The organism is Pseudomonas serboccidentalis (assembly GCF_028830055.1).
Lineage (GTDB): Bacteria > Pseudomonadota > Gammaproteobacteria > Pseudomonadales > Pseudomonadaceae > Aquipseudomonas > Aquipseudomonas serboccidentalis.
The window spans coordinates 4758230-4776632 of the sequence record NZ_CP101655.1 but is presented as its reverse complement, the minus strand read 5'-3'; the positions used below and the strand labels follow the sequence as shown (position 1 = coordinate 4776632).

Annotated in this window: 17 protein-coding genes and 3 pseudogenes; 14 read left to right on the top strand and 6 right to left on the bottom strand. The window is 60.0% G+C overall.

Annotated features, from left to right (window positions below; genetic code table 11):
* Window positions 1-69: 69 nt before the first annotated feature.
* On the bottom strand, window positions 70-267 hold the full coding sequence (locus NN484_RS21780) for a hypothetical protein (RefSeq protein ID WP_274657863.1): 198 nt from the start codon (window positions 265-267) through the stop codon (window positions 70-72).
* On the opposite strand from NN484_RS21780, the gene NN484_RS21775 reads away from it, so the two are divergent.
* The 3 genes from NN484_RS21775 (at window position 260) to NN484_RS21765 (ending at window position 3128) form a co-directional block, all read left to right on the top strand.
* Window positions 260-826, top strand: coding sequence for a phosphoribosyltransferase family protein (locus NN484_RS21775; RefSeq protein WP_127647343.1), 567 nt, complete (start codon window positions 260-262; stop codon window positions 824-826). The genes NN484_RS21780 and NN484_RS21775 overlap by 8 nt on opposite strands.
* A 38-nt stretch (window positions 827-864) precedes the next feature.
* A complete protein-coding gene (locus NN484_RS21770) occupies window positions 865-1830 on the top strand; it encodes a ribose-phosphate diphosphokinase (RefSeq protein WP_274657862.1) in 966 nt (321 codons plus the stop codon).
* Window positions 1831-1919: 89 nt separating this feature from the next.
* Entirely contained in the window at window positions 1920-3128 is a 1209-nt protein-coding gene (locus NN484_RS21765) for an acetate/propionate family kinase (RefSeq protein ID WP_274657861.1), read from the top strand.
* A 9-nt stretch (window positions 3129-3137) separates the two neighbouring features.
* On the opposite strand, the gene NN484_RS21760 is transcribed toward NN484_RS21765, so the two are convergent.
* The 5 genes from NN484_RS21760 to NN484_RS21740 all read right to left on the bottom strand — a co-directional run bounded on the left by NN484_RS21760 (window position 3138) and on the right by NN484_RS21740 (window position 8685).
* Complete coding sequence (locus NN484_RS21760; protein ID WP_274657859.1) at window positions 3138-5420, bottom strand: heavy metal translocating P-type ATPase; 2283 nt, start codon at window positions 5418-5420, stop codon at window positions 3138-3140.
* Window positions 5421-5488: 68 nt separating this feature from the next.
* Complete coding sequence (locus tag NN484_RS21755) at window positions 5489-5851, bottom strand: ABC transporter permease (RefSeq protein ID WP_274657858.1); 363 nt, start codon at window positions 5849-5851, stop codon at window positions 5489-5491.
* Window positions 5852-5932: 81 nt separating this feature from the next.
* Window positions 5933-6556 (bottom strand): Spy/CpxP family protein refolding chaperone, encoded by a 624-nt coding sequence (locus NN484_RS21750; protein WP_274657857.1) that lies wholly within the window; start codon window positions 6554-6556, stop codon window positions 5933-5935.
* A 141-nt stretch (window positions 6557-6697) separates the two neighbouring features.
* Complete coding sequence (locus NN484_RS21745) at window positions 6698-8029, bottom strand: sensor histidine kinase (protein WP_127647355.1); 1332 nt, start codon at window positions 8027-8029, stop codon at window positions 6698-6700.
* Window positions 8026-8685 carry a response regulator transcription factor gene (locus NN484_RS21740; RefSeq protein ID WP_274657855.1) on the bottom strand — a complete coding sequence of 220 codons (660 nt, stop codon included), beginning with the start codon at window positions 8683-8685 and terminating at the stop codon, window positions 8026-8028. The genes NN484_RS21745 and NN484_RS21740 overlap by 4 nt, the downstream gene beginning before the upstream one ends.
* Window positions 8686-8816: 131 nt before the next feature.
* On the opposite strand from NN484_RS21740, the gene NN484_RS21735 reads away from it, so the two are divergent.
* The 11 genes and pseudogenes from NN484_RS21735 to NN484_RS21685 all read left to right on the top strand — a co-directional run.
* On the top strand, window positions 8817-9140 hold the full coding sequence (locus tag NN484_RS21735) for a PepSY domain-containing protein (RefSeq protein WP_215500126.1): 324 nt from the start codon (window positions 8817-8819) through the stop codon (window positions 9138-9140).
* Window positions 9141-9226: 86 nt separating this feature from the next.
* The gene (locus tag NN484_RS21730; RefSeq protein WP_215500125.1) at window positions 9227-9697 is read left to right on the top strand and encodes a DUF2271 domain-containing protein; all 471 of its coding nucleotides are present in this window, start codon (window positions 9227-9229) and stop codon (window positions 9695-9697) included.
* A gap of 25 nt (window positions 9698-9722) precedes the next feature.
* Window positions 9723-11903, top strand: a complete 2181-nt coding sequence (locus tag NN484_RS21725) for a PepSY domain-containing protein (RefSeq protein ID WP_215500124.1) — start codon at window positions 9723-9725, stop codon at window positions 11901-11903.
* Window positions 11893-12891, top strand: coding sequence for an FAD:protein FMN transferase (locus NN484_RS21720; protein ID WP_215500383.1), 999 nt, complete (start codon window positions 11893-11895; stop codon window positions 12889-12891). Before NN484_RS21725 ends, NN484_RS21720 begins: the two co-directional genes overlap by 11 nt.
* A 3-nt stretch (window positions 12892-12894) precedes the next feature.
* Window positions 12895-13596: a VIT1/CCC1 transporter family protein gene (locus NN484_RS21715; RefSeq protein ID WP_274657854.1), complete on the top strand. Its 702-nt coding sequence runs from the start codon at window positions 12895-12897 to the stop codon at window positions 13594-13596.
* A gap of 62 nt (window positions 13597-13658) precedes the next feature.
* Window positions 13659-14579, top strand: coding sequence for a cation:proton antiporter domain-containing protein (locus NN484_RS21710; RefSeq protein ID WP_252191449.1), 921 nt, complete (start codon window positions 13659-13661; stop codon window positions 14577-14579).
* Between the two features lie 164 nt (window positions 14580-14743).
* On the top strand, window positions 14744-16084 hold the full coding sequence (gene potE / locus NN484_RS21705) for a putrescine-ornithine antiporter (protein WP_274657853.1): 1341 nt from the start codon (window positions 14744-14746) through the stop codon (window positions 16082-16084).
* A 48-nt stretch (window positions 16085-16132) separates the two neighbouring features.
* Entirely contained in the window at window positions 16133-17038 is a 906-nt protein-coding gene (locus NN484_RS21700) for an amino acid ABC transporter substrate-binding protein (protein WP_274657852.1), read from the top strand.
* 145 nt (window positions 17039-17183) lie between these two features.
* Window positions 17184-17870, top strand: a pseudogene (locus NN484_RS21695) (oxidoreductase); the annotation flags it as partial.
* Between the two features lie 85 nt (window positions 17871-17955).
* Window positions 17956-18108 (top strand): annotated as a pseudogene (locus NN484_RS21690) (DUF3833 family protein); the annotation flags it as partial.
* Between the two features lie 75 nt (window positions 18109-18183).
* Window positions 18184-18288: pseudogene (locus tag NN484_RS21685) on the top strand (sensory protein TspO); the annotation flags it as partial.
* Window positions 18289-18403 lie beyond the last annotated feature (115 nt).

Here is an 18403-nt window from a genome sequence, read left to right as displayed (position 1 = left end):
GTCGATTCAGCGTCCTCCGTTGATGCCGCCCGGGCGTTGATTTATGTCAAATCTGCGCGTAACGCCGTTCTATGGCGTAACGCCGCTCATGGATTGAGCTTTCATTTCGCCATACTTGATCAATATCAACAGGATCGGGCCGAGCGGGATTACGTTGGCAACATGGAGCAGCATTTTCATGGCGCTCTGGGTGTTGATATATGCCGGTTCCATGAGGTTTTCATGCCCCGAACGCAGCAGTTTCCGACAGGAGATGGCAATGTCCATTCCACTTGCGAGTCAGCGGTTGCGCTTGTATGACAGCGATGAACTCGATGGCGTGCTGCAGGCGATGGCGCGCCAAGCGGCGATATTGTTGCCGCCCGCTCAAGCGGCACTGATTGGCATCCAGCGCCGCGGCGAGCCGCTGGCACAGCGCTTGCGGCAGCATCTTTCGCGTCAGACCGGTCAGCCAGAACTGGCGCTTTACCCCCTGAAGGTCAAGCGCTATGCCGATGACCTCAAGGTCTTGCATGCACACACGGAATTGACCGAGAACCCGCTTCTGGGAGAGCTGGATCTTGCCAATACCACCCTGCTTGTTGTCGACGATGTGCTGTTTGAGGGCCACTCACTCCTGCGCACCTGTGCCTATTTGGCGCAGCTGGGGGCTCGTCGGGTCTACACTGCGGTATTGGTTGACCGGCATGTTTGCCAGCAACCGATCCGTGCCGACATTATCGGCGTGCATCTGCAAGTTGCCGCCCATGACATCGTCGAATGCAATGTCCCGCCCTATGAAATGGAGTTCTGCATTGAAGTGTTGCGTCATGCTGCTGCCCGATGACGGCGCACTCTTTCGATAAGTCTCAAAGGAGCCAACGCATGCTCACCGACCGCCCGCTTCTTTTTGCCCTGCAAGGCAGTGAGCACTATGCAACCCGTGTTGCGCAACGGCTTGGCTGCCAACTGGCCTTGCATGAAGAGCGTGACTATGAAGATGGCGAACATAAATGCCGACCGCTGGCGTCGGTTAACGGTCGCGAGGTCGTGGTGTTCCATTCCTTGTATGGGGATGACCGGCAGAGCGCTAACGACAAATTGTGTCGCCTGTTGTTCTTTTGCGGTGCACTCAAGGATGCCGGCGCTCGCCATGTGCAGGTCGTAACACCTTATCTCTGCTACGGGCGCAAGGATCGTCGCAGCCAACCTCAAGACCCCACGATCACCCGCTACCTGGCGACCTTGTTTGAAGCCTGCCGTGTTGATCGTCTGGTTGCCCTGGAAGTTCATAATCCGGCAGCGTTCGACAATGCCTTTCGCATTCCTGCGTGGAACGTGCAGTGCACAGAATTATTCGCCGAGCATTTCGCCAGATTCGTCGGCGACGCCGACGTGGTGGCGGTGTCCCCGGATTCCGGTGGCGCCAAGCGTGCCGAACAGTTTCGTCAGGCCCTCGAACGACAACTGGGACGCTCAGTGGGCAGCGCGCTGATGGAAAAGCACCGTGCTCATGCGACGTTGACGGGCACCCTCCTGGCTGGCGACGTATCGGGCAAGACAGCCATTGTTTTCGACGACCTGATCAGTACCGGTGAAACGCTGAAGCATGCGGGCCTTGCCTGCCAAAAGGCTGGAGCCACACGATTATTCGCTGCGGCGACCCATGGGTTGTTCACTGCGGGCAGCCATCTGTTCGACCCGCCGCTTTTCGAGCACATTGCGATCTTTGACAGCGTGCCCCCATTTCGCCTGCTCCCCGAGTGCGTGACGCAGCACGTGCACGTACTCGACAGTACCGCCCTGGTAGCCACCTTGCTGGCTGAAAATGGAGCATTCGATACCGTTTGATTTGAGCAGATGAAGATGCCGATCAAAGTCAGTGGGGCAATACCCGTCCCGGCTCGCCACGTCCGACCATCAATACGGGCAAACCAGCCATGAACGACACAGACAAAGGTGAAGTGATCCTGGTCCTCAATGCGGGGTCGTCGAGCATTAAGTTCGCCCTGTTCGACGCCACCTGCTGCCCTTTGGCTCGCACGCCCCTGTGGCGGGCAAAGGTCGACGGCATCACGGGGCCAAACTCGGTGGTCAGCGAAAACGGCGGCGACGATCAGCCACTGACGCTCGATGAAAAGCATCCTTATCACGATGCCCTTGGGTATGTTCGTGAGCGGCTGCAAACTCAACTGGCAGGCCGCTCGATCAGGGCCATCGCCCACCGCGTCGTGCATGGAGGGATTAAATACTCAAAACCGGTATTGATCGACACGCAGGTGCTGGCCGACCTTAAAAGCTACATCCCGCTGGCCCCTCTGCATCAGCCCTTCGCCCTGGAGGCCATCGAAACGCTGCTGCAAACCCGCCCCGACCTGCCACAAGTGGTGTGCTTCGATACCGCCTTCCACCAGACCCTGCCAGACGTGGAGAAAATCCTGCCGCTGCCTTGGTCGGCCTGGGAAAGCGGCTTGCGTCGTTACGGGTTTCACGGGCTTTCCTATTGCTACCAATCCATTGCGCTGGCCGAGCGCTATGGCGATCAGGCGCGTGGTCGGACACTGGTCGCGCATCTGGGCAGCGGCGCCAGCCTGTGCGGTATGCGGGACTTGAAAAGCGTCACCACCACCATGGGTTTCTCAGCGCTGGACGGTTTGATGATGGGCTCGCGCTGCGGGGCGCTGGACCCTGGCGCGGTGATTTTCCTGATGGAGATCTGGAAGCTGAGCCTCGAGCGGGTCAGCCAAATTCTGTATCACGAGTCTGGTCTGCTGGGAGTTTCCGGCATTTCCAGCGACCCGCGCGAATTGCTCAAAGTCGAAGCCAGCGAGCCTCGCGCGGCCATGGCCCTTGCGTTGTACCAGCGCCGCTTCATCCACGAAGCCGGTGCCCTCGTCGCGGCACTGGGGGGGCTGGACATGCTGGTGTTCACGGCAGGTATTGGCGAACACAACGCAGCGATTCGCTCTCGTATGTGCGCGGGCCTGCAGTACCTGGGCGTGGAACTGAACGAAACGGCCAACCAGGCCAATGCCGCTGTGATCTCGACTCCGGGCAGCCGAGTCAAGGTGGTGGTCGAGCCCACCAACGAAGAATGGGTCACGGCGCTCGATGCGCTCCGCCTGACCACCCGCTTGCATTCGAGCTGAGCCGAATTTCTAACGTCCATCAAGATAACGGAACAGTTCCTCCTCCTGATCAAAGTGCAGTCGCACGAGGGTATCCAAACGAATCAGCTGGTGCTGAATCTCATCAGCAGGTGCCGTTGCGGGGTCGGCGCTGAAGTCGCCGCTCATGCGCGTCAGTAAATGGATAAGGCGAAAAATCTCCCGGTGCACGTGGCTCATTGCCGACATCGGATCCTCGCCCGGCATGCTTCGCGTCAGCAGCGGGTACAGTGTGTTTTCATCTTCATGTTCATGCTGCGCCAGTGATGTCTGCAGCTTGTCGACCAGTTCCAGCAAGTCAGCCTGTGCTTGCGCAAGTGGGCGTTGGGCAAAGTCATTGGCCAGTTGGTGCAGATCGTTCAGTACGGTGGACAGTTGCCGGTGTTCATCTTGCAGGCGATCGATATGCTCTGCGGTAAACTTTCGTTTGCTCAGCGCCCATAACGGTCCCAATGCCCGCAAGGCATTAATGATGATCGCCACGTCGATGCCCTCCTGCACCACGGCGCCAACCAACGGCGGCAGGTAACCGAGGGCCGCCACTGCCATGGCCAGCAACGACATCCCCATCCCGACCAGCACGCCTTGGCGCGCGATGTAGCCGGTTCGCCGGGCAATGTCCAACGCCTCGACCAGGCGATCCAGACGATCCACCAGCAGCACAACGCCCGCGGCTTGCGCAGAAGCAGTGGCACCGCCCGCCCCCATGGCCACGCCGACGTTGGCCGCCGCCAGCGCCGGGGCATCGTTGATGCCGTCGCCGACCATCAGCGTGCTAGTGCGCAGGCAACCTTGCTGCACGGCGCGCACTTTATCCTCGGGGGTCAACCCGGCACGCAGCTCGTCAATCCCGGCAGAGAGCGCAATCATCTCTGCGGTTTCCAGGCGATCCCCGGTGAGCATGACGATCTTTTCGATGCCTCTGTTGCGCAGTCGACGCAGAGTCTGTGGGGTTTCGCGCCGAACCTTGTCCGAGAAAACCAGCAGGCCTGCGAGTTTCCCATCCACATCGATGAAACTTCCGCTGCACGCCAGGTAGTCCATGTGGCGCAACATGGCGGCGACCCAGTCGGTTTCCGGGACTTCTTTGTGAACGAAAGACAACGTGCCGAAACGCACCTGCACGCCATCGACGCGCCCACAAAGTCCCGAGCCTGGGCTTTCTTCTACTGCCTGCGGGACGCTGAGTGGCAATTGGCGCTGATGCGCCGCTTCAACAATTGCCTGGGCGACAGGATGCGTCGAGGCCTGCGCCAGCGATGCGGCGAGAGCGAGAAGGCGCTGCGGATCGCCCAATCCGTTGACCTCTATCGACTGCAGACGGGCATGGCCGCTGGTCAGCGTGCCGGTCTTGTCGAGAAACACCTGTTTGACCCCGGCCAGTGCTTCCAGGGTCGCGCCGTCCTTGATCAGGATTCCGCGTCGCGCTGCCCTCGAAATACCCGACATGAAGGCAATCGGTACGGCCAGAATCAAGGGACAAGGTGTGGCCACCACCAGAACCGCCAGCGCGCGCAAAGGATCGCCACTCAATTGCCAGGCCAATCCGGCAATCAGCAATGTCAGTGGGATGAAGAACAAGGCATAGCGGTCGGCCAGGCGCACGAAAGGTGCGCGCGAACGACGTGCCTCCTCGGCCAGGCGCACGATGCCGGCATAGGTACTCTGCGCGGCCGTTCGCGTGGCGATCAGCAGGATGGGCGCACCGACATTGGAAACGCCGCTGGGCAGTTGCTCACCTTCTCGACGGGTGACGGGCAACGACTCACCGCTGAGCGCCGATTCGTCCAGAATGGCCACGGGACTGAGCAGTCGGCCGTCGACCGGTATCACCTCCCCCAGCCGCACCAGCAATGTTTGATACGGCTGGACGTGCTCAACGGGGATCTCGCGCAAGCCGCCCTCCTCCTGCAGCCAGGCAAAACGTGGTGCCCGGTCGATGAGCGCACGAAGCTCGCGGTCGGCGCGTTGCCTGGTGAAAAACTCCAGGGTGCGTCCGGTCGCCAACATCAAGGCAATCACAGCCGCCACGAGTGTCTGCTCAAAGACCAGGGCGGCGGTGATCGACAGCAGCGCGATCAGATCTACTCCGGCCTCACGCCGGGCCAGGCGCCTGACGATTTCAACGAGCAGTACCGCAGACATCACCAGACTTCCTGCGGCCCAGCACATCGATGCCCAGTCAGGCTTTTGCGCAACATACGCAACGCCGCCGGCCAGCAGCGCCAGTGCGGTGAGCAACAATAGAACCGGGTCCAGCCACTTACTGAGCATCTAAGTGAGTTCCTCATAAGCGATTCGCATGGGTGAAGGCCGATGGGGTTCAACGCTGTACCGGCGATCTACCACCGAGCGATCCGCCCCGCGCCTCCCCCCCCGAAAATGCCGAATGGCTCGATCCTCAAAACCTTGCGGATCCCCGGATAACTGGAAAAACCGGCGATCAAGCGCACCCGTCCAAACGCCAGCCCATAACCGGTCGTGGCCGTGAACAGGATCATCCAGACCCGCTCACGGCTCTTGGCACCAATCGCCTTGAGGGTGGCGTACTTTTCCAGGTTTTCCAGCATGAAGGTGTAGAACGTTTGGCCGGATATCGATAGGCCGACCAGAAAACTGATGATGGTCATCATCAGGATGTGGGTACCCATCCCGGTTTGATGGATGCGATTGGGTGTTGGCCGGTAAGGCCAGGCTTGCGGCAATCAGGAATATCCCTGTCAGCACGCGACGTCTTACCGTGTCCAGGTTCATGATGTTCACCCAATCGAAGAGTGAGTCAGCGTCTACTTCTGGTCTGTCTGGTCCTGGTCACCGTCCATTTGCGGATTTGACATGTGCATTGGCATTGGCATTGGCATCTGCATTGGCATCGACATCTGCATTGGCATCCGCGAACCGTCATAGCCAGCGTTCCTGTGATGCATCACTGCCCAGAACAGGTCGAATATGGTTTTCTGGTCAGTCCCCAGTGCGTCATAAAACGTTTTGGTACGCGCCTGAGCAGCCTCCAGACGCACCAACTGCGCCTGCATCCAGTTGGTTTTTGCGCGCAGACGCTCTATCCCTTTTGCCATTTTTTCCGGCGTCGTTTCATTAATCAGCGCTTGCTTCGCACTCGCCATCTCGTTGTGCCGGGTCTTGTCTTTTTCCAGTTGCTGATTGGCATCGGCGATGACCCCGGTCGCCCATGTCTCCCAGGCGGGCATTTGCTCCGGCTTGAGATTGAGCTTGGCTTTCAGTGCATCCAGGCTCTGCTGCGTATGTTTGACCCAATCGAAGTCCTGGGAATGATGGTACATGCCACCTTGCGGTGACATGGTTGGGTTGGCGAAGACGTTGCTGGATGGCATCAAGAAAACGCTCGCCGCTATCAACATGCATTGGCCGATCACGCTTGATTTGTTCATTTCAGCTCTTCTCATACCGTGGGGGATGGTTCGAGATTAGGAGCCGGGCAGCTGGATAATCTGATCCATATCAGAAAACAGCCAGACAAATGACGATGCGGCTAGACGGTCGATATTGGCAGCCCGCTGTGTCTGCCGCCTTCATTGGCCATGCGCACAGAACTGCACGCTCACTTCAAAACCCTCCTTCCTGCCTGTCGCCGGTGACGCCAGAGTCAGTGTGGCGCCGACGCCTTGTGCAATGGTTTTGCTGATCGCCAACCCTAAACCTGAGCCGCTGATTTCACTGTGCCCGCGCACGAAGCGCTCGGTCAGATGCTGCAGTACCGACTCAGGCACCGCCGGGCCGCCATTGATGACCCGCAGCAACGCGTCGCCGGTAAGGCTGACTTCGACCGGTTGATCTGCTGCACCGTACTTCAATGCATTCTCGATCAAGTTGCGCAACAGAATGCCGAAAGCATCCGGATCAATCGCCGAGTAAACATGGGGCTGGGCTGGCAGTTGCAACTCGACCCGATGCCCACTGCTGTGGTTCCACTCATCGACCCCATGGGCCAGCAACGGTATCAGGTCCTGGGGCGCTTCGGACAACAGTCCGCCGCCCTCGGCCTTGGCCAGTTGCATGAGTTTTTCCGAGAGCCGCGCCAACGCCCTTAAAGCGCTTTCAATCTTCGCCGCGCGCACTTGCAGCGGGCCATCGGGCGCTTCGTGGCGCAGCCGCTGGATCTGCGCCAACGTCGCCGCCAGCGGGGTACGCAGTTCATGGGCGCTGTTGGCCGTGAAACTGCGCTCGGCCTCCAACGCTTTGCGTAAACGCTCGAGCAAATGGTTGACCGCATCGGCCAGCGGGTCGATTTCCGCAGGCAATTGGGCCACTTTGATCGGAGACAGGTCGCCCACGCCCCGCGCTTCCACGGCCCGACGATAGGCCAACACGCTGCGCAGACTGATGCGGACAAACAGCCAGGTGCCCAACAGGCTGATGGGGATCAACGCCAACAACGGCAACAGCAAGGCAAACAGCGCTTCGCGCGCCGCTTCACGACGATGGCCGAGAGGTTCGGCGATTTCGATAAACAGTGTGCCGCGCAGCGCTGAAGCACCGTACAAGCGGTACTTTTCGGTGGTGGTAAACCCTTCGCTCGGTTGTTGGTTGAAGATCTTTGGGTTGGCATCGTGGGACTGCATCAGAATCTCGCCCTTGGCATCGCGAACCAGATACGTCAGGTATTCCTTATGCATTTTCAGAGTGGCAATGTGTTGCGCCTCTGCAGGTTCTTCCCGGTTACTGATTTCCAGTACCGCCAGAGGCAAGATGCGCTGCGCGGTCTCTTCCAGCGCGCTGTCGAAGGCTTCATTCAACTCGTGTTGCACCACCAGCCAGGCACCGACGGTCGCTCCCAGCCAGAGCAAGGTCATGCCCAGTGTCAAACCGAGGCCGAGGCGTTTTTGCAGACTGGAAGACTTCATAGCGGCCTCAACCGGTATCCCATGCCGCGCACGGTTTCGATCAGCTCGCGCCCGAGTTTTTTGCGCAGGCGACTGATGTAGACCTCGATGGTATTGCTCTCGATCTCCGCGCCAAAGGCATACAAGCGCTCCTCGAGTTGCGCCTTTGACAGCAACGCATTGGGCCGCTGGACGAAGGCTTCGAACAGCGCCCACTCACGGGCTGTCAGGTCCACGGTGGCACCGGCGCGCTGCACCGAGCGAGCGCTCATGTCGATCTGCAATTCGCCCAGCCTGATCTGCGGATTGGGATTGCCGCTGTAACGTCGGGCCACGGCGGCAACCCGGGCGGAAAGTTCGAACAGGTCGAACGGTTTGACAAGGTAGTCGTCAGCCCCGGCATTGAGGCCGGCGATGCGATCGGAGATCTGATCCTGGGCCGTCAGGATGATCACCGGGGTTACGTTCCCGGCCGAACGCAGCTGACGCAAGAAGTCCAGGCCGCGACCGTCCGGCAGCATCAAGTCCAGCAAAACAAGATCGTAAGGCGTGGTGTGCACACTGTTGCGCGCATGGTCCAGGCGCTGCACCCAATCCACGGCGTGACCGTCATCGGCGATCTGCTCGCGTACCGCTTCCCCTAGTCCCGGTGCGTCCTCGACCAATAAAACCCGCATCTGGCATCCCCTGTGATCGTTGTCGTGCAGCACCTTAATCGCCTTACCTGACGTGAATCTGAAGATTCAGCTGGTTGTCAGGAATGCACCTTAGGGTATGCCACTGACGCCGACACGGCAGGAGACAGATCATGAAATCAGCTTTTATCGCCAGTACCGCCCTGTTGAGCGTGCTGCTCAGCGGTTATGCCCTGGCCGATGACGACTGCAGCGACCCCGTCAGCGACTGGCAGCCACGCGAAACCTTGCGTCAGAACGTGGAGCAGCAATGGGGCTGGAGCGTACAACGCATCAAGGTCGACGACGGTTGCTACAAGCTCAAGGGTGCCGACCGCAAGGGCAACGCGATCGAAGCCCGCTATGCACCCGCCTCCCTGCGACTGCGCACATTACAGATCGATTTCGGCAACGACGGCGACGCCGGGGACTACCTCGTCAGCCCTGCTCGTCAATGATTTTTCCAGAAGCCTGCAGGTTGTTCAGGTTGCTGTCAGCCAGCAGGTGCAGGCTCTGGCCACACCCTTTCAAACAGGACACCCTCATGAAAAAGCTCATCGCCGCCACCTGTCTCGTCGGGGCCATCGCCCTGCCAGCGCTGGCCCAGGCCCGTGAAGTGACCCTGACGACCCAGCTGAAGAACTACAACGGCAACGATGCGTACCTGGCGATCTACGTCACCGACGCCAACGGTCAATACCAGAAGACGCTTTGGGTGGCGGGCAAGAAAGCCAAGTACTACCGGCACTTGACCGACTGGGCCCGTGGCAGCGGCATGAACCGGAGCGAATTCGACGGGGTCAGCGGCGCCAGTGTCGGCAGTGGGCAGACGCTGAAAGTCAGCGTTGAACTGGCAGACACCTTGATTGATGCCGGGTATCAGATTCGTATCGACAGCGCCGTGGAGGATAAACGTGAAGGCCGCGCCGACATCAGCGTCCCCCTGACCTCCAAAGGTTCGGGCGCAGCGGCGACGGGCAGCACCTACGTCGATTCCTTCACTTACGACCTATAGCACCGGCACGTACTGGAGGCTGAACATGCTTCGCCAGTTCCACTCTTTGCCCGGCCTGATTGCCGCCCTGTTGGTCATGTTGTTGGCGATCAGCGGCGCGATATTGTCCGTGAATCCAGCGCTGGAGCGCCTGCACAGCACACCGGTTGCTGCCGGCCAACTGAATGTCGGTCAATTGGCCGCACGGGTTGCCAGGCACTTTCCGGGCGCGGAGCAAGTCCAGCGCACCGCGTCCGGGACTGTCATCGTCTACTACAACCAGGACGGTCAGTCCGGGGCCCAAACGGTCGATCCACTGACCGGCCAGGGCCTTGCGCCCTATGCACCGTCCGCCGTCACTCGCTGGATCAAAGACCTGCACCGCTCGCTGTTGATGGGCACGCCAGGCCACGCGGTGTCAGGCGCAGGTGCGCTGTTCATGTTGATCCTGTCGGTGTCCGGCGGATTGTTGCTGGCTCGTCGCTTGGGCGGATGGCGCAATCTGCTGCGGCCACTGCGCGGAACGTTCAGCCAGCGCTGGCACGCTGAAGTCGGTCGTCTGGCCTTGCTTGGGCTGCTGTTGTCGGCCCTGAGCGGGCTGTACATGTCCGCCACTACGTTCGGCTTGATCGCTGACGGCAGTCAGAATGAGCCACCCTTCCCCGCTCGGATCAGCGCTGGCCCGGCGTTGCCGGTGGCGAACCTGCAAGCCTTGCAGGCCATCGACCTGAATGATCTGCGCGAACTGGTTTACCCGAGCCCCGGCAATCCGCAAGACGTCTTTTCCGTGCGCACCGCCCAAGGCGACGGTTACGTGGACCCGGTCAGCGGCACCTTGTTGTCCTGGCAAGCCCATGACTCTATGCATAACGCATACGAACTGATCTATCGGTTGCACACCGGTGAAAGCCTTTGGTGGTTAGGCCTGCCGCTCGGGTTCTGCGCCCTCTGCGTGCCGTTGATGAGCGTGACCGGCCTCCTGCTCTGGTGGCGTCGTCGCAAGGCTGGCCCGAACATCAGCCACAACAGCCCTGGCCACGCCGCTGACAGCGTGATTCTGGTGGGCAGTGAAAACAACAGCACTTGGGGCTTTGCCAAAACCCTGCACGATGCCTTGCACCGGGCCGGCCATCGGGTGCATAGCGTGGCGATGAATGAATGGACAGGCGATTACCGCAGCGTCCAGCGGCTGTTCATCCTCACCGCAACCCATGGTGACGGCGATGCCCCCGCTTCGGCGTCGCAGTTCCTGGCACGGCTGAACAAGGTCGGCGTCGAACCGGGCCTGCCATTCGCGGTGCTGGGTTTTGGCGACCGACAGTTTTCGCAGTTCTGTCGGTACGCCCATCAGGTACAGGATGCAATGGTGCAGGCCGGTGGTTTGCCACTGCTGGGGCTGGAAACCGTCAACCGCCAGTCAACCCAGGAGTTTGCGCGCTGGGGTCGCGGGTTGGCTGCTGTGCTGGGGCATGACTTGAGCCTTGTCCACACGCCGGAGCAACCGCGCACCCATCAACTGGAATTGACCGAATGCATCGCCTACGGTGAAGAGGTGAATGCTCCGACCCACATCTTGCGCTTCAAGGCACCGGGCGATCTGCCAGGTTTTCAGGTCGGTGATCTGGTGGGGGTTGTCCCTCCCCGGAGTCCGGTCCCGCGTTTCTACTCGCTGGCCAGTCAGTCCGCAGACGGTGTTCTCGAGATCTGCGTGCGCAAGCACCAAGGTGGCGTATGTTCGGAATTTCTGCATGGCCTGAAGATTGGCGAGTCGATTGAGGCGTTCATTCAGCCCAACCCACAATTTCGACCCGCGTCCGGCGCGCACCCCGTCATCCTGATCGGCGCTGGCACCGGGATCGGTCCTTTGGCCGGTTTTATCCGGAACAACAAGGCCCGACACCCGATGCATTTGTATTGGGGCGGGCGCAACCCGGCGTCGGATTTTCTCTACGAACCGGAGCTCAACCGTTATCTGGCGGATCGACGCCTTACCGCGTTGCGCGCCGCTTTTTCCCAGGTTCAGGACCGCAGTTACGTGCAAGACCGGTTGATCAGCGATGCCCTTGCCGTGCGCCGGCTGATTGAAAAAGGTGCTCAGGTATTGGTGTGTGGCAGCCGTGAAATGGCCAAAGGCGTGATGCAGGCCCTGGATGAAGTGTTGGCGCCGCTCAATCTGAGTGTGCAGTCCCTCAAGACACAAGGACGCTATCGTGAAGATGTCTACTGATGGGCAACGCTACAGCCTGAACGGCGAGACCATGGGCAGCCGCTACACAGCGCTCTTCTATGCCGCTGCGGGCATCGATGCCGATGAAATAGGCCGGCGCCTGGCTCAGGCTGTCGAGCGTGTGGATCAGCAAATGTCGACCTGGCGAGCCGACTCCGATCTCAACCGTCTCAACGCCGCGCCCGAACAGCAATGGCTACCCGTGCCCAAAGAGCTGACGACAGTGCTGGCGACGGCGCTTCGGGTCAACCAGCAATCCGGCGGCGCCTTCGACATCGCCGTCGGTGATCTGGTCGACGCCTGGGGGTTCGGCCCCGGCGAACAGACGATCACCGAACAGTCGCTGACGGCAACATCATTGTCTACACGACCGTCCGCCGGTGCGGCACTGGTGGTTGACCTGCTGCACAATCAGGTGCGCAAACGGGCGCCGTTGCACCTTGATCTGAATGGCATCGCCAAGGGTTTTGGGGTCGATGAACTGGCCCGCTGCCTGGAAGGTTTTGGTATCAATCGCTACCTGGTCGGCATCGATGGCGAGATGCGCGCCCGCGGGGTCAAGCCTGATGCGCAACCCTGGATCGTGGCCATCGAAAAACCCCGCCGGGGTGTGCGTGAAGTCATGGGGGTGATGGAACTGGGCGATGCCGCCATCGCGACCTCCGGGGACTATCGGCAGTGGGTCGATGTGGGTGGGCAGACCTACGCCCATACCATGAACCCGGCCACCGGCGCCCCACTGCGCAACACATTGGCGGCGGTCACCGTGGTGGCAGCCTCGTGCATGCTCGCCGACGCCTGGGCTACAGCGCTGCTGGTGCTGGGCGAAATCGAAGGCCCGCGCCTCGCTCAGGAGCGCGGGATGGACGCGTTGTTCGTGCTGCACGACGGTGAGCAGTTCAAGGAGATTTCTATAGTCGGTGGCCAGGTGCAGGAGCACATTGAACACCGTCCGACTGATCAACCCAACGACAGTGAGTCCCGCTAAACCATGAAATTCATGCACAGACACACCGAGTCTCATCGCAGCGATCGTATCGGCTGGCTGCGCGCCGCCGTTCTGGGGGCCAACGACGGGATCGTTTCCACTGCCAGCCTGTTGATCGGCGTCGCAGCTGCCAACGCCAGCCACGCCACGCTACTGGTCACCGGGACGGCCGGCCTGGTAGCGGGCGCGATGTCCATGGCCGCCGGGGAATACGTCTCCGTGCATTCCCAGGCGGACACCGAGCAGGCCGATCTGGCGCGGGAGCGGGCCGAACTGGCCAGCGACCCAAAGGCCGAACGTATTGAACTGGCGAACATTTATATGCATCGCGGCGTATCGCCCGAACTGGCGCATCAAGTGGCCGACCAGTTGATGACCCATGATGCCTTGGGATCCCACGCCAGGGACGAACTGGGGATCAGCGAAGCGCTCACGGCCAAACCGTTACAAGCCGCCCTCGCCTCGGCCGCCAGTTTCGTGGTCGGCGCAGCCCTGCCGCTGGCAGTGACCATCGTCGCGCCAACCCACAGCGTTGTGCCGTGGGTTTGTGGCATGTCGCTGGTTTCTCTCGCCAGTCTGGGGGCTGTCGCGGCGAGGGCCGGGGGAGCCAGTATGGTGACCGGTGCCTGGCGCGTGACGCTGTGGGGCGTGTTGGCCATGGGCATTACGGCGTTGGCGGGATCCCTGTTTGGCGCTGTGGCTTAGAACGCTGTTGGCGAGCCGCACAGTGACCCGCACGAAGAGTGCAGGAAGGATTACCGCTGCGCTTGTTGTTGATCGGACTGCCGCTGACCACGTTAAGTGGCTGGCTGGTTGGCATCTGGTTGTTCCCGCAGATACCTGCGATAGAACTGGCAATACTGGCGACCCTTCTGGCGCCCACCGACGCAGCGCTGGGTAAGGCTGTAGTGAGCAATCCAAAGGTTGCAGCGTCCGTGCGTGAAGGGTTGAACGTGGAGAGCGGGCTCAATGACGGCATCTGCGTACCGGTGTTGTTGATGTTCCTGGCCCTGTTGATCGAAGAGCAGGCGCAGTCTCCCGTCTTGCTGGCGGTAGAGCTGGTTTTCGAGGCGCTTGGTATCGGCGCACTCGTCGGCGCCGCCCTTACTTTCATTGCCTGGCTGTTGCAGCGCTACTCTGCAAAACATCATTGGCAAACACCCATGTGGTCGCAGCTGACGCTGCCCGGATTAGCCCTGCTTTGCTTTGCCACCGCGCAGACACTAGGCGGTAGCGGGTTTATCGCCGCGTTCGTTGGCGGGTTGCTCGCCAGCTACCTGTTTACTGAGAAAAAGCACGATCTGCTCAAGGCCAGCGAAGAATTCGCCAGCCTGCTATCCGTCATTACCTGGGTCGTATTCGGCGCGCTGGTGATCCCTTGGGCCTGGAGCAGTTTGACTCTGAATATCTGGCTGTATGCAGTGCTCAGCCTGACCGTGATTCGCATACTGCCAGTACTCATCAGTCTGGCAGGGACCGATTTCGATTTCGAAACCCGGCTGTTCATCGGCTGGTTCGGCCCGCGAGGTCTGGCAACCATCGTCTTCGCCGTAATGATATTGGACTACCCTCTGCAAGCCGGTCGTACGTTGGTGGCTGTAGCCGCCTGCACCGTTTTACTCAGCGTGCTGCTACATGGCTTGAGTGCCAATCCTTGGGTCTCGCGCCTGGCAAATCGTGCTCATTGATATGGGCAGCAACACGAGTGTTGTCAGGGAGCTTGTCGGCTTGCCCATCGCCATTTTTGTCGGGTGCCTGAGTCTGCTTGTCAGTTGCGGCAAAGAACCCACTGCACGCCTGCCAATAGTCGATGGCTGAGCGGTGATGCGTTTCGCAAATCGAGGTGATTTCGATGACCGACTCAAACAAGAAAATGAGCCTCATGGGGCTCACCACACTGGTGACAGTCAACATGATGGGCTCAGGCATCATCATGTTGCCGACAAGCATGGCCCAACTCGGGGCTGTCTCGTTGTTATCATGGATCGTCACCGCTGTCGGTTCCATGGCCATCGCATATTGTTTTTCCCAGTGCGGCATCTTTTGTCTGCGCTCGGGCGGGTTATCCGCGTACACCGAAGAAGCGCACGCAAAGTCGGGATTTTTCCTCTGTTCGTATCTGTATTTCCTGTCGCTGGCCATCGCCAACGTGGCGGTGGCCATCTCCGCCGTGGGATACATGACTTCGTTCATGCCTTGGCTTGGAAGCGGCGCCATTCCTTTGTTCATCGGAACGGTCGGCTTGCTCTGGCTAACCACCGTGGCAAATTTTGGCGGCCCCGGCATTACCGGCAGGATCGGTGCGATTACTGTCTGGGGAGTGATCATCCCGGTAGCGGGCTTGAGCCTCATCGGATGGTTCTGGTTCAAACCCGATCTGCTGATCGCCGCCTGGAACCCTTACAACCTGCCCATTTCCGAAGCGATCAGCAAAGCGATTCCCCTGACACTCTGGGCCTTTCTCGGCATGGAGTCGGCAGCCCAGGCCTCTGATGCAGTAGAGAACCCCACGCGCACGGTGCCGCTGGCCTGCCTGTTCGGCACACTGGGGGCAGCCGTTGTCTATGTGCTCTCGACGACGGTCATTCAGGGCATCATTCCCAATGCTGAGCTGGCCAACTCGTCAGCCCCTTTCGCGCTCGTTTATGCCCATATGTTCAACCCCACGGTCGGCCACATCATCATGGCGCTGGCGGTGATGGCGTGCGTGGGCTCGCTGTTGGGCTGGCAGTTCACGTTGGCGCAAACCGCCAAGATGACGGCTGACCAGGGCATGTTCCCCAAACTGTTCAGCAAGGTCAGCGCACGCAATGCCCCCATCGTCGGGATGCTGGTCTGCGGTGTGCTGCAGACCTTGATGGCACTGTCGACCATCTCGCCCAATGCCAGTGCGCAGTTCGGCAAACTCGTCAGCCTCGCCGCAGTAACCAACCTGATTCCCTATGTGACGGCGGCAACCGGGCTGCTGGTCATGATGTACAAAGCCAAAGTCAGTGCAGGTGTGTACACACGCAATGCCTTGCTGTTGGTGGTGGCCGTGGCGTACTCCCTCTACGCGTTGTATGCCTGCGGCAAAGATGCCGTGTTCGGCGGCATCCTGGTCCTGGTGTTCGGTTACCTGCTCTACGGTTTCCTCGCCAAACGTTTTATCGACGTGTCTGTGCCCGTTCACCCCCGGGCCGACAACCCTTGACCGCTGTCTTCAGGACCGCTCAGACATCTGAATTCGGGGAACCCGCGCATGAACGTGAAACCGATCAAGTCCAACCCTCTGCTACTCGTCTGCATACTGGCGCTGCTGCCGGTAATGGCTCATGGCAGCACGCTTGAGCGCATACGCACGAGCAATACTTTCACCCTCGGTTACTTGCCTGACTTCGCGCCGTTCAGCTATCAGGCCGCCGATAAAGCCAGCGGATATGCCATCGATCTCTGTCTGAAAATAGCCGAGAAGGTCAAGAGCGAACTGGCTTTGCCCGCGTTGAAGATTCAGTACCAGCCTGTGTCTCTCAATGACGAAATCAATGCCGTCAACTCGGGGCAGGTCGACATTCTCTGTACACCGACCCCACCGACACTGGCGCGGCGCAAGCAGGTCAGCTACTCGGTGCCGATCTACACCGCCGGTCTCTCGGCAGTGGTGCGCCAGGATGCATCCGAGGCTTTGCTCAATGTGCTCAATGGCAAGGTGGCTCATACCGGGCCAACGTGGCGCGCCACTGCGAACCTTGGCCTGTCCAATCAAACGTATGCTGCCATCGCGGGCGGTGTCACCGAGACGTGGATACACCAGCAGATGCGATTGCTCGGGGTGGTGGCTACTCTGGTCACCGTAGAGAACGCCGAGGCAGGTCTCAAGCTGGTTGCCGATGGCAAAGCCAATGCGTTCTTCGCTGAACGCATGGTGCTCAAGCACCTGCTGGGCAGCAATTACCCCGCAGCCCACCTGGTGGTGCTGGAGCGGATTTTCGAGTACGCACCGACGGCAATGGCGCTGGATCGAAACGACGAAGATTTCCGTTTGCTGGTCGACACCGCGCTGAGCGAAATATACCGCTCCGGCGAGATCGAGCAGGCGTACGACAAATACCTGGATGGCGCCGGCGCCACGGCGAAGAAGCTGTTCAAGATCTACGCGATACCCTGAGTGCCAGGCCAGAATGACCCGGCGCGATCAACACGCGTAGCGCTTCAGTTTGATGGCCGCTGCAAAAGCCGCTTCGTCATCACCATCGACGTCTGCAACGACTGCCCGGTGCGCTGCAGCTTGTTCAACAAACTCGCCCCCAACCAAATCTGCGCCGCGAGCGCTGAGTACCGATGAAGTCCAGGAACTGGTTCAGCTCTATATTCAGGCCGCGCGCAATGCGATGGACGCCGGCTTCGACGGCATCGAACTGCACTGTGCCAACGGCTATCTGGTGAACCAGTTCATTTCTGCCCACAGCAATGTGCGCACCGATCAGTACGGTGGCTCGCTGCACAATCGCCTGCGTTTTCTGCGCGAAGTGGTGTCGGGTGTCGCCGAGTGCATCGGCAAGGAGAAAGTCGGCGTGCGGTTCGCGCCGCTGTTCACCACCACCGATGAAGCGCGCACCTATCTGGGCATGGTCGAGGAAGACCCGCATACCACCTACATCGAAGCGATCAAGGTGCTTGAGGACGTGGGCATTGCCTACCTGTCCATCGCTGAAGCGGACTGGGACGACGCCCCCGTGATGCCGCAGACCTTCCGCCGTGCCGTGCGTGACACTTTCAGTGGCGCGATCATCTATGCCGGGCGCTACAACGCCGAGTCCGGTGCGAAATTGCTTGAATCGGGACTGGCTGATCTGGTGGCTTTCGGCCGGCCGTTCATGGCCAACCCGGACCTGCCGGCGCGCATTGCCAATGATTGGCCGCTCAATCCGCTGAATCCCGCCACGGTCTATGGCGGCAACGCTGAAGGCTATGTGGATTACCCGATCTACAGCGAATAAATCATCGAGTTCGCACAGCGCTCCCGCTTCCCCGGGAGCGCACCAGCCCGTCAAAGCCTGGGGCATGTTCCAGAAGCGCAGCGGTGATGACTCGACCTACGAAATGAGCATCGACGACTGGATGTACTTGATGGACGAGGACACGCTGATCAACCGCACCAGCATGTCCAAGCTCGGGGTAGAGGTCGGCCAGGTGACATTGTTCTTCCGTCGCCAGTCTGCCGGAGCAAGCCAATGAATCTGACGCTGACCACGGCGTTATGAAACGAATACTGCCGGATTGCACTGAATGAACCAGAACCGTCGGTTGTGCCTGGATGTGATCACCGGGCTGGTGCTGTTTCCTTATCTGGCCTGGCTATGTGTTGCTGCCGCGTTGAGTTTCTCGATTCTGCGCAATAACCGACAGCTGTCATAACTCACATTTTTCCTGACAAAAAGCCCCTTTTCAAGGCATTCAAAATATCTTTGCAGCCCGCTGAAAGCGCAAGTCCCCGCTTAGAAAGGGGATTTCGCAATGAACAACAGTTCAT

What these genes read in the sequence shown, in the direction of transcription:
- NN484_RS21775 (WP_127647343.1), top strand. Translation starts at nt 260, where the DNA reads ATGTCCATTCCACTTGCGAGTCAGCGGTTGCGCTTGTATGACAGCGAT.
- NN484_RS21780 (WP_274657863.1), bottom strand. Translation starts at nt 267, where the DNA reads ATGGACATTGCCATCTCCTGTCGGAAACTGCTGCGTTCGGGGCATGAA.
- NN484_RS21770 (WP_274657862.1), top strand. Translation starts at nt 865, where the DNA reads ATGCTCACCGACCGCCCGCTTCTTTTTGCCCTGCAAGGCAGTGAGCAC.
- NN484_RS21765 (WP_274657861.1), top strand. Translation starts at nt 1,920, where the DNA reads ATGAACGACACAGACAAAGGTGAAGTGATCCTGGTCCTCAATGCGGGG.
- NN484_RS21760 (WP_274657859.1), bottom strand. Translation starts at nt 5,420, where the DNA reads ATGCTCAGTAAGTGGCTGGACCCGGTTCTATTGTTGCTCACCGCACTG.
- NN484_RS21750 (WP_274657857.1), bottom strand. Translation starts at nt 6,556, where the DNA reads ATGAACAAATCAAGCGTGATCGGCCAATGCATGTTGATAGCGGCGAGC.
- NN484_RS21745 (WP_127647355.1), bottom strand. Translation starts at nt 8,029, where the DNA reads ATGAAGTCTTCCAGTCTGCAAAAACGCCTCGGCCTCGGTTTGACACTG.
- NN484_RS21740 (WP_274657855.1), bottom strand. Translation starts at nt 8,685, where the DNA reads ATGCGGGTTTTATTGGTCGAGGACGCACCGGGACTAGGGGAAGCGGTA.
- NN484_RS21735 (WP_215500126.1), top strand. Translation starts at nt 8,817, where the DNA reads ATGAAATCAGCTTTTATCGCCAGTACCGCCCTGTTGAGCGTGCTGCTC.
- NN484_RS21730 (WP_215500125.1), top strand. Translation starts at nt 9,227, where the DNA reads ATGAAAAAGCTCATCGCCGCCACCTGTCTCGTCGGGGCCATCGCCCTG.
- NN484_RS21725 (WP_215500124.1), top strand. Translation starts at nt 9,723, where the DNA reads ATGCTTCGCCAGTTCCACTCTTTGCCCGGCCTGATTGCCGCCCTGTTG.
- NN484_RS21720 (WP_215500383.1), top strand. Translation starts at nt 11,893, where the DNA reads ATGTCTACTGATGGGCAACGCTACAGCCTGAACGGCGAGACCATGGGC.
- NN484_RS21715 (WP_274657854.1), top strand. Translation starts at nt 12,895, where the DNA reads ATGAAATTCATGCACAGACACACCGAGTCTCATCGCAGCGATCGTATC.
- potE (WP_274657853.1), top strand. Translation starts at nt 14,744, where the DNA reads ATGACCGACTCAAACAAGAAAATGAGCCTCATGGGGCTCACCACACTG.
- NN484_RS21700 (WP_274657852.1), top strand. Translation starts at nt 16,133, where the DNA reads ATGAACGTGAAACCGATCAAGTCCAACCCTCTGCTACTCGTCTGCATA.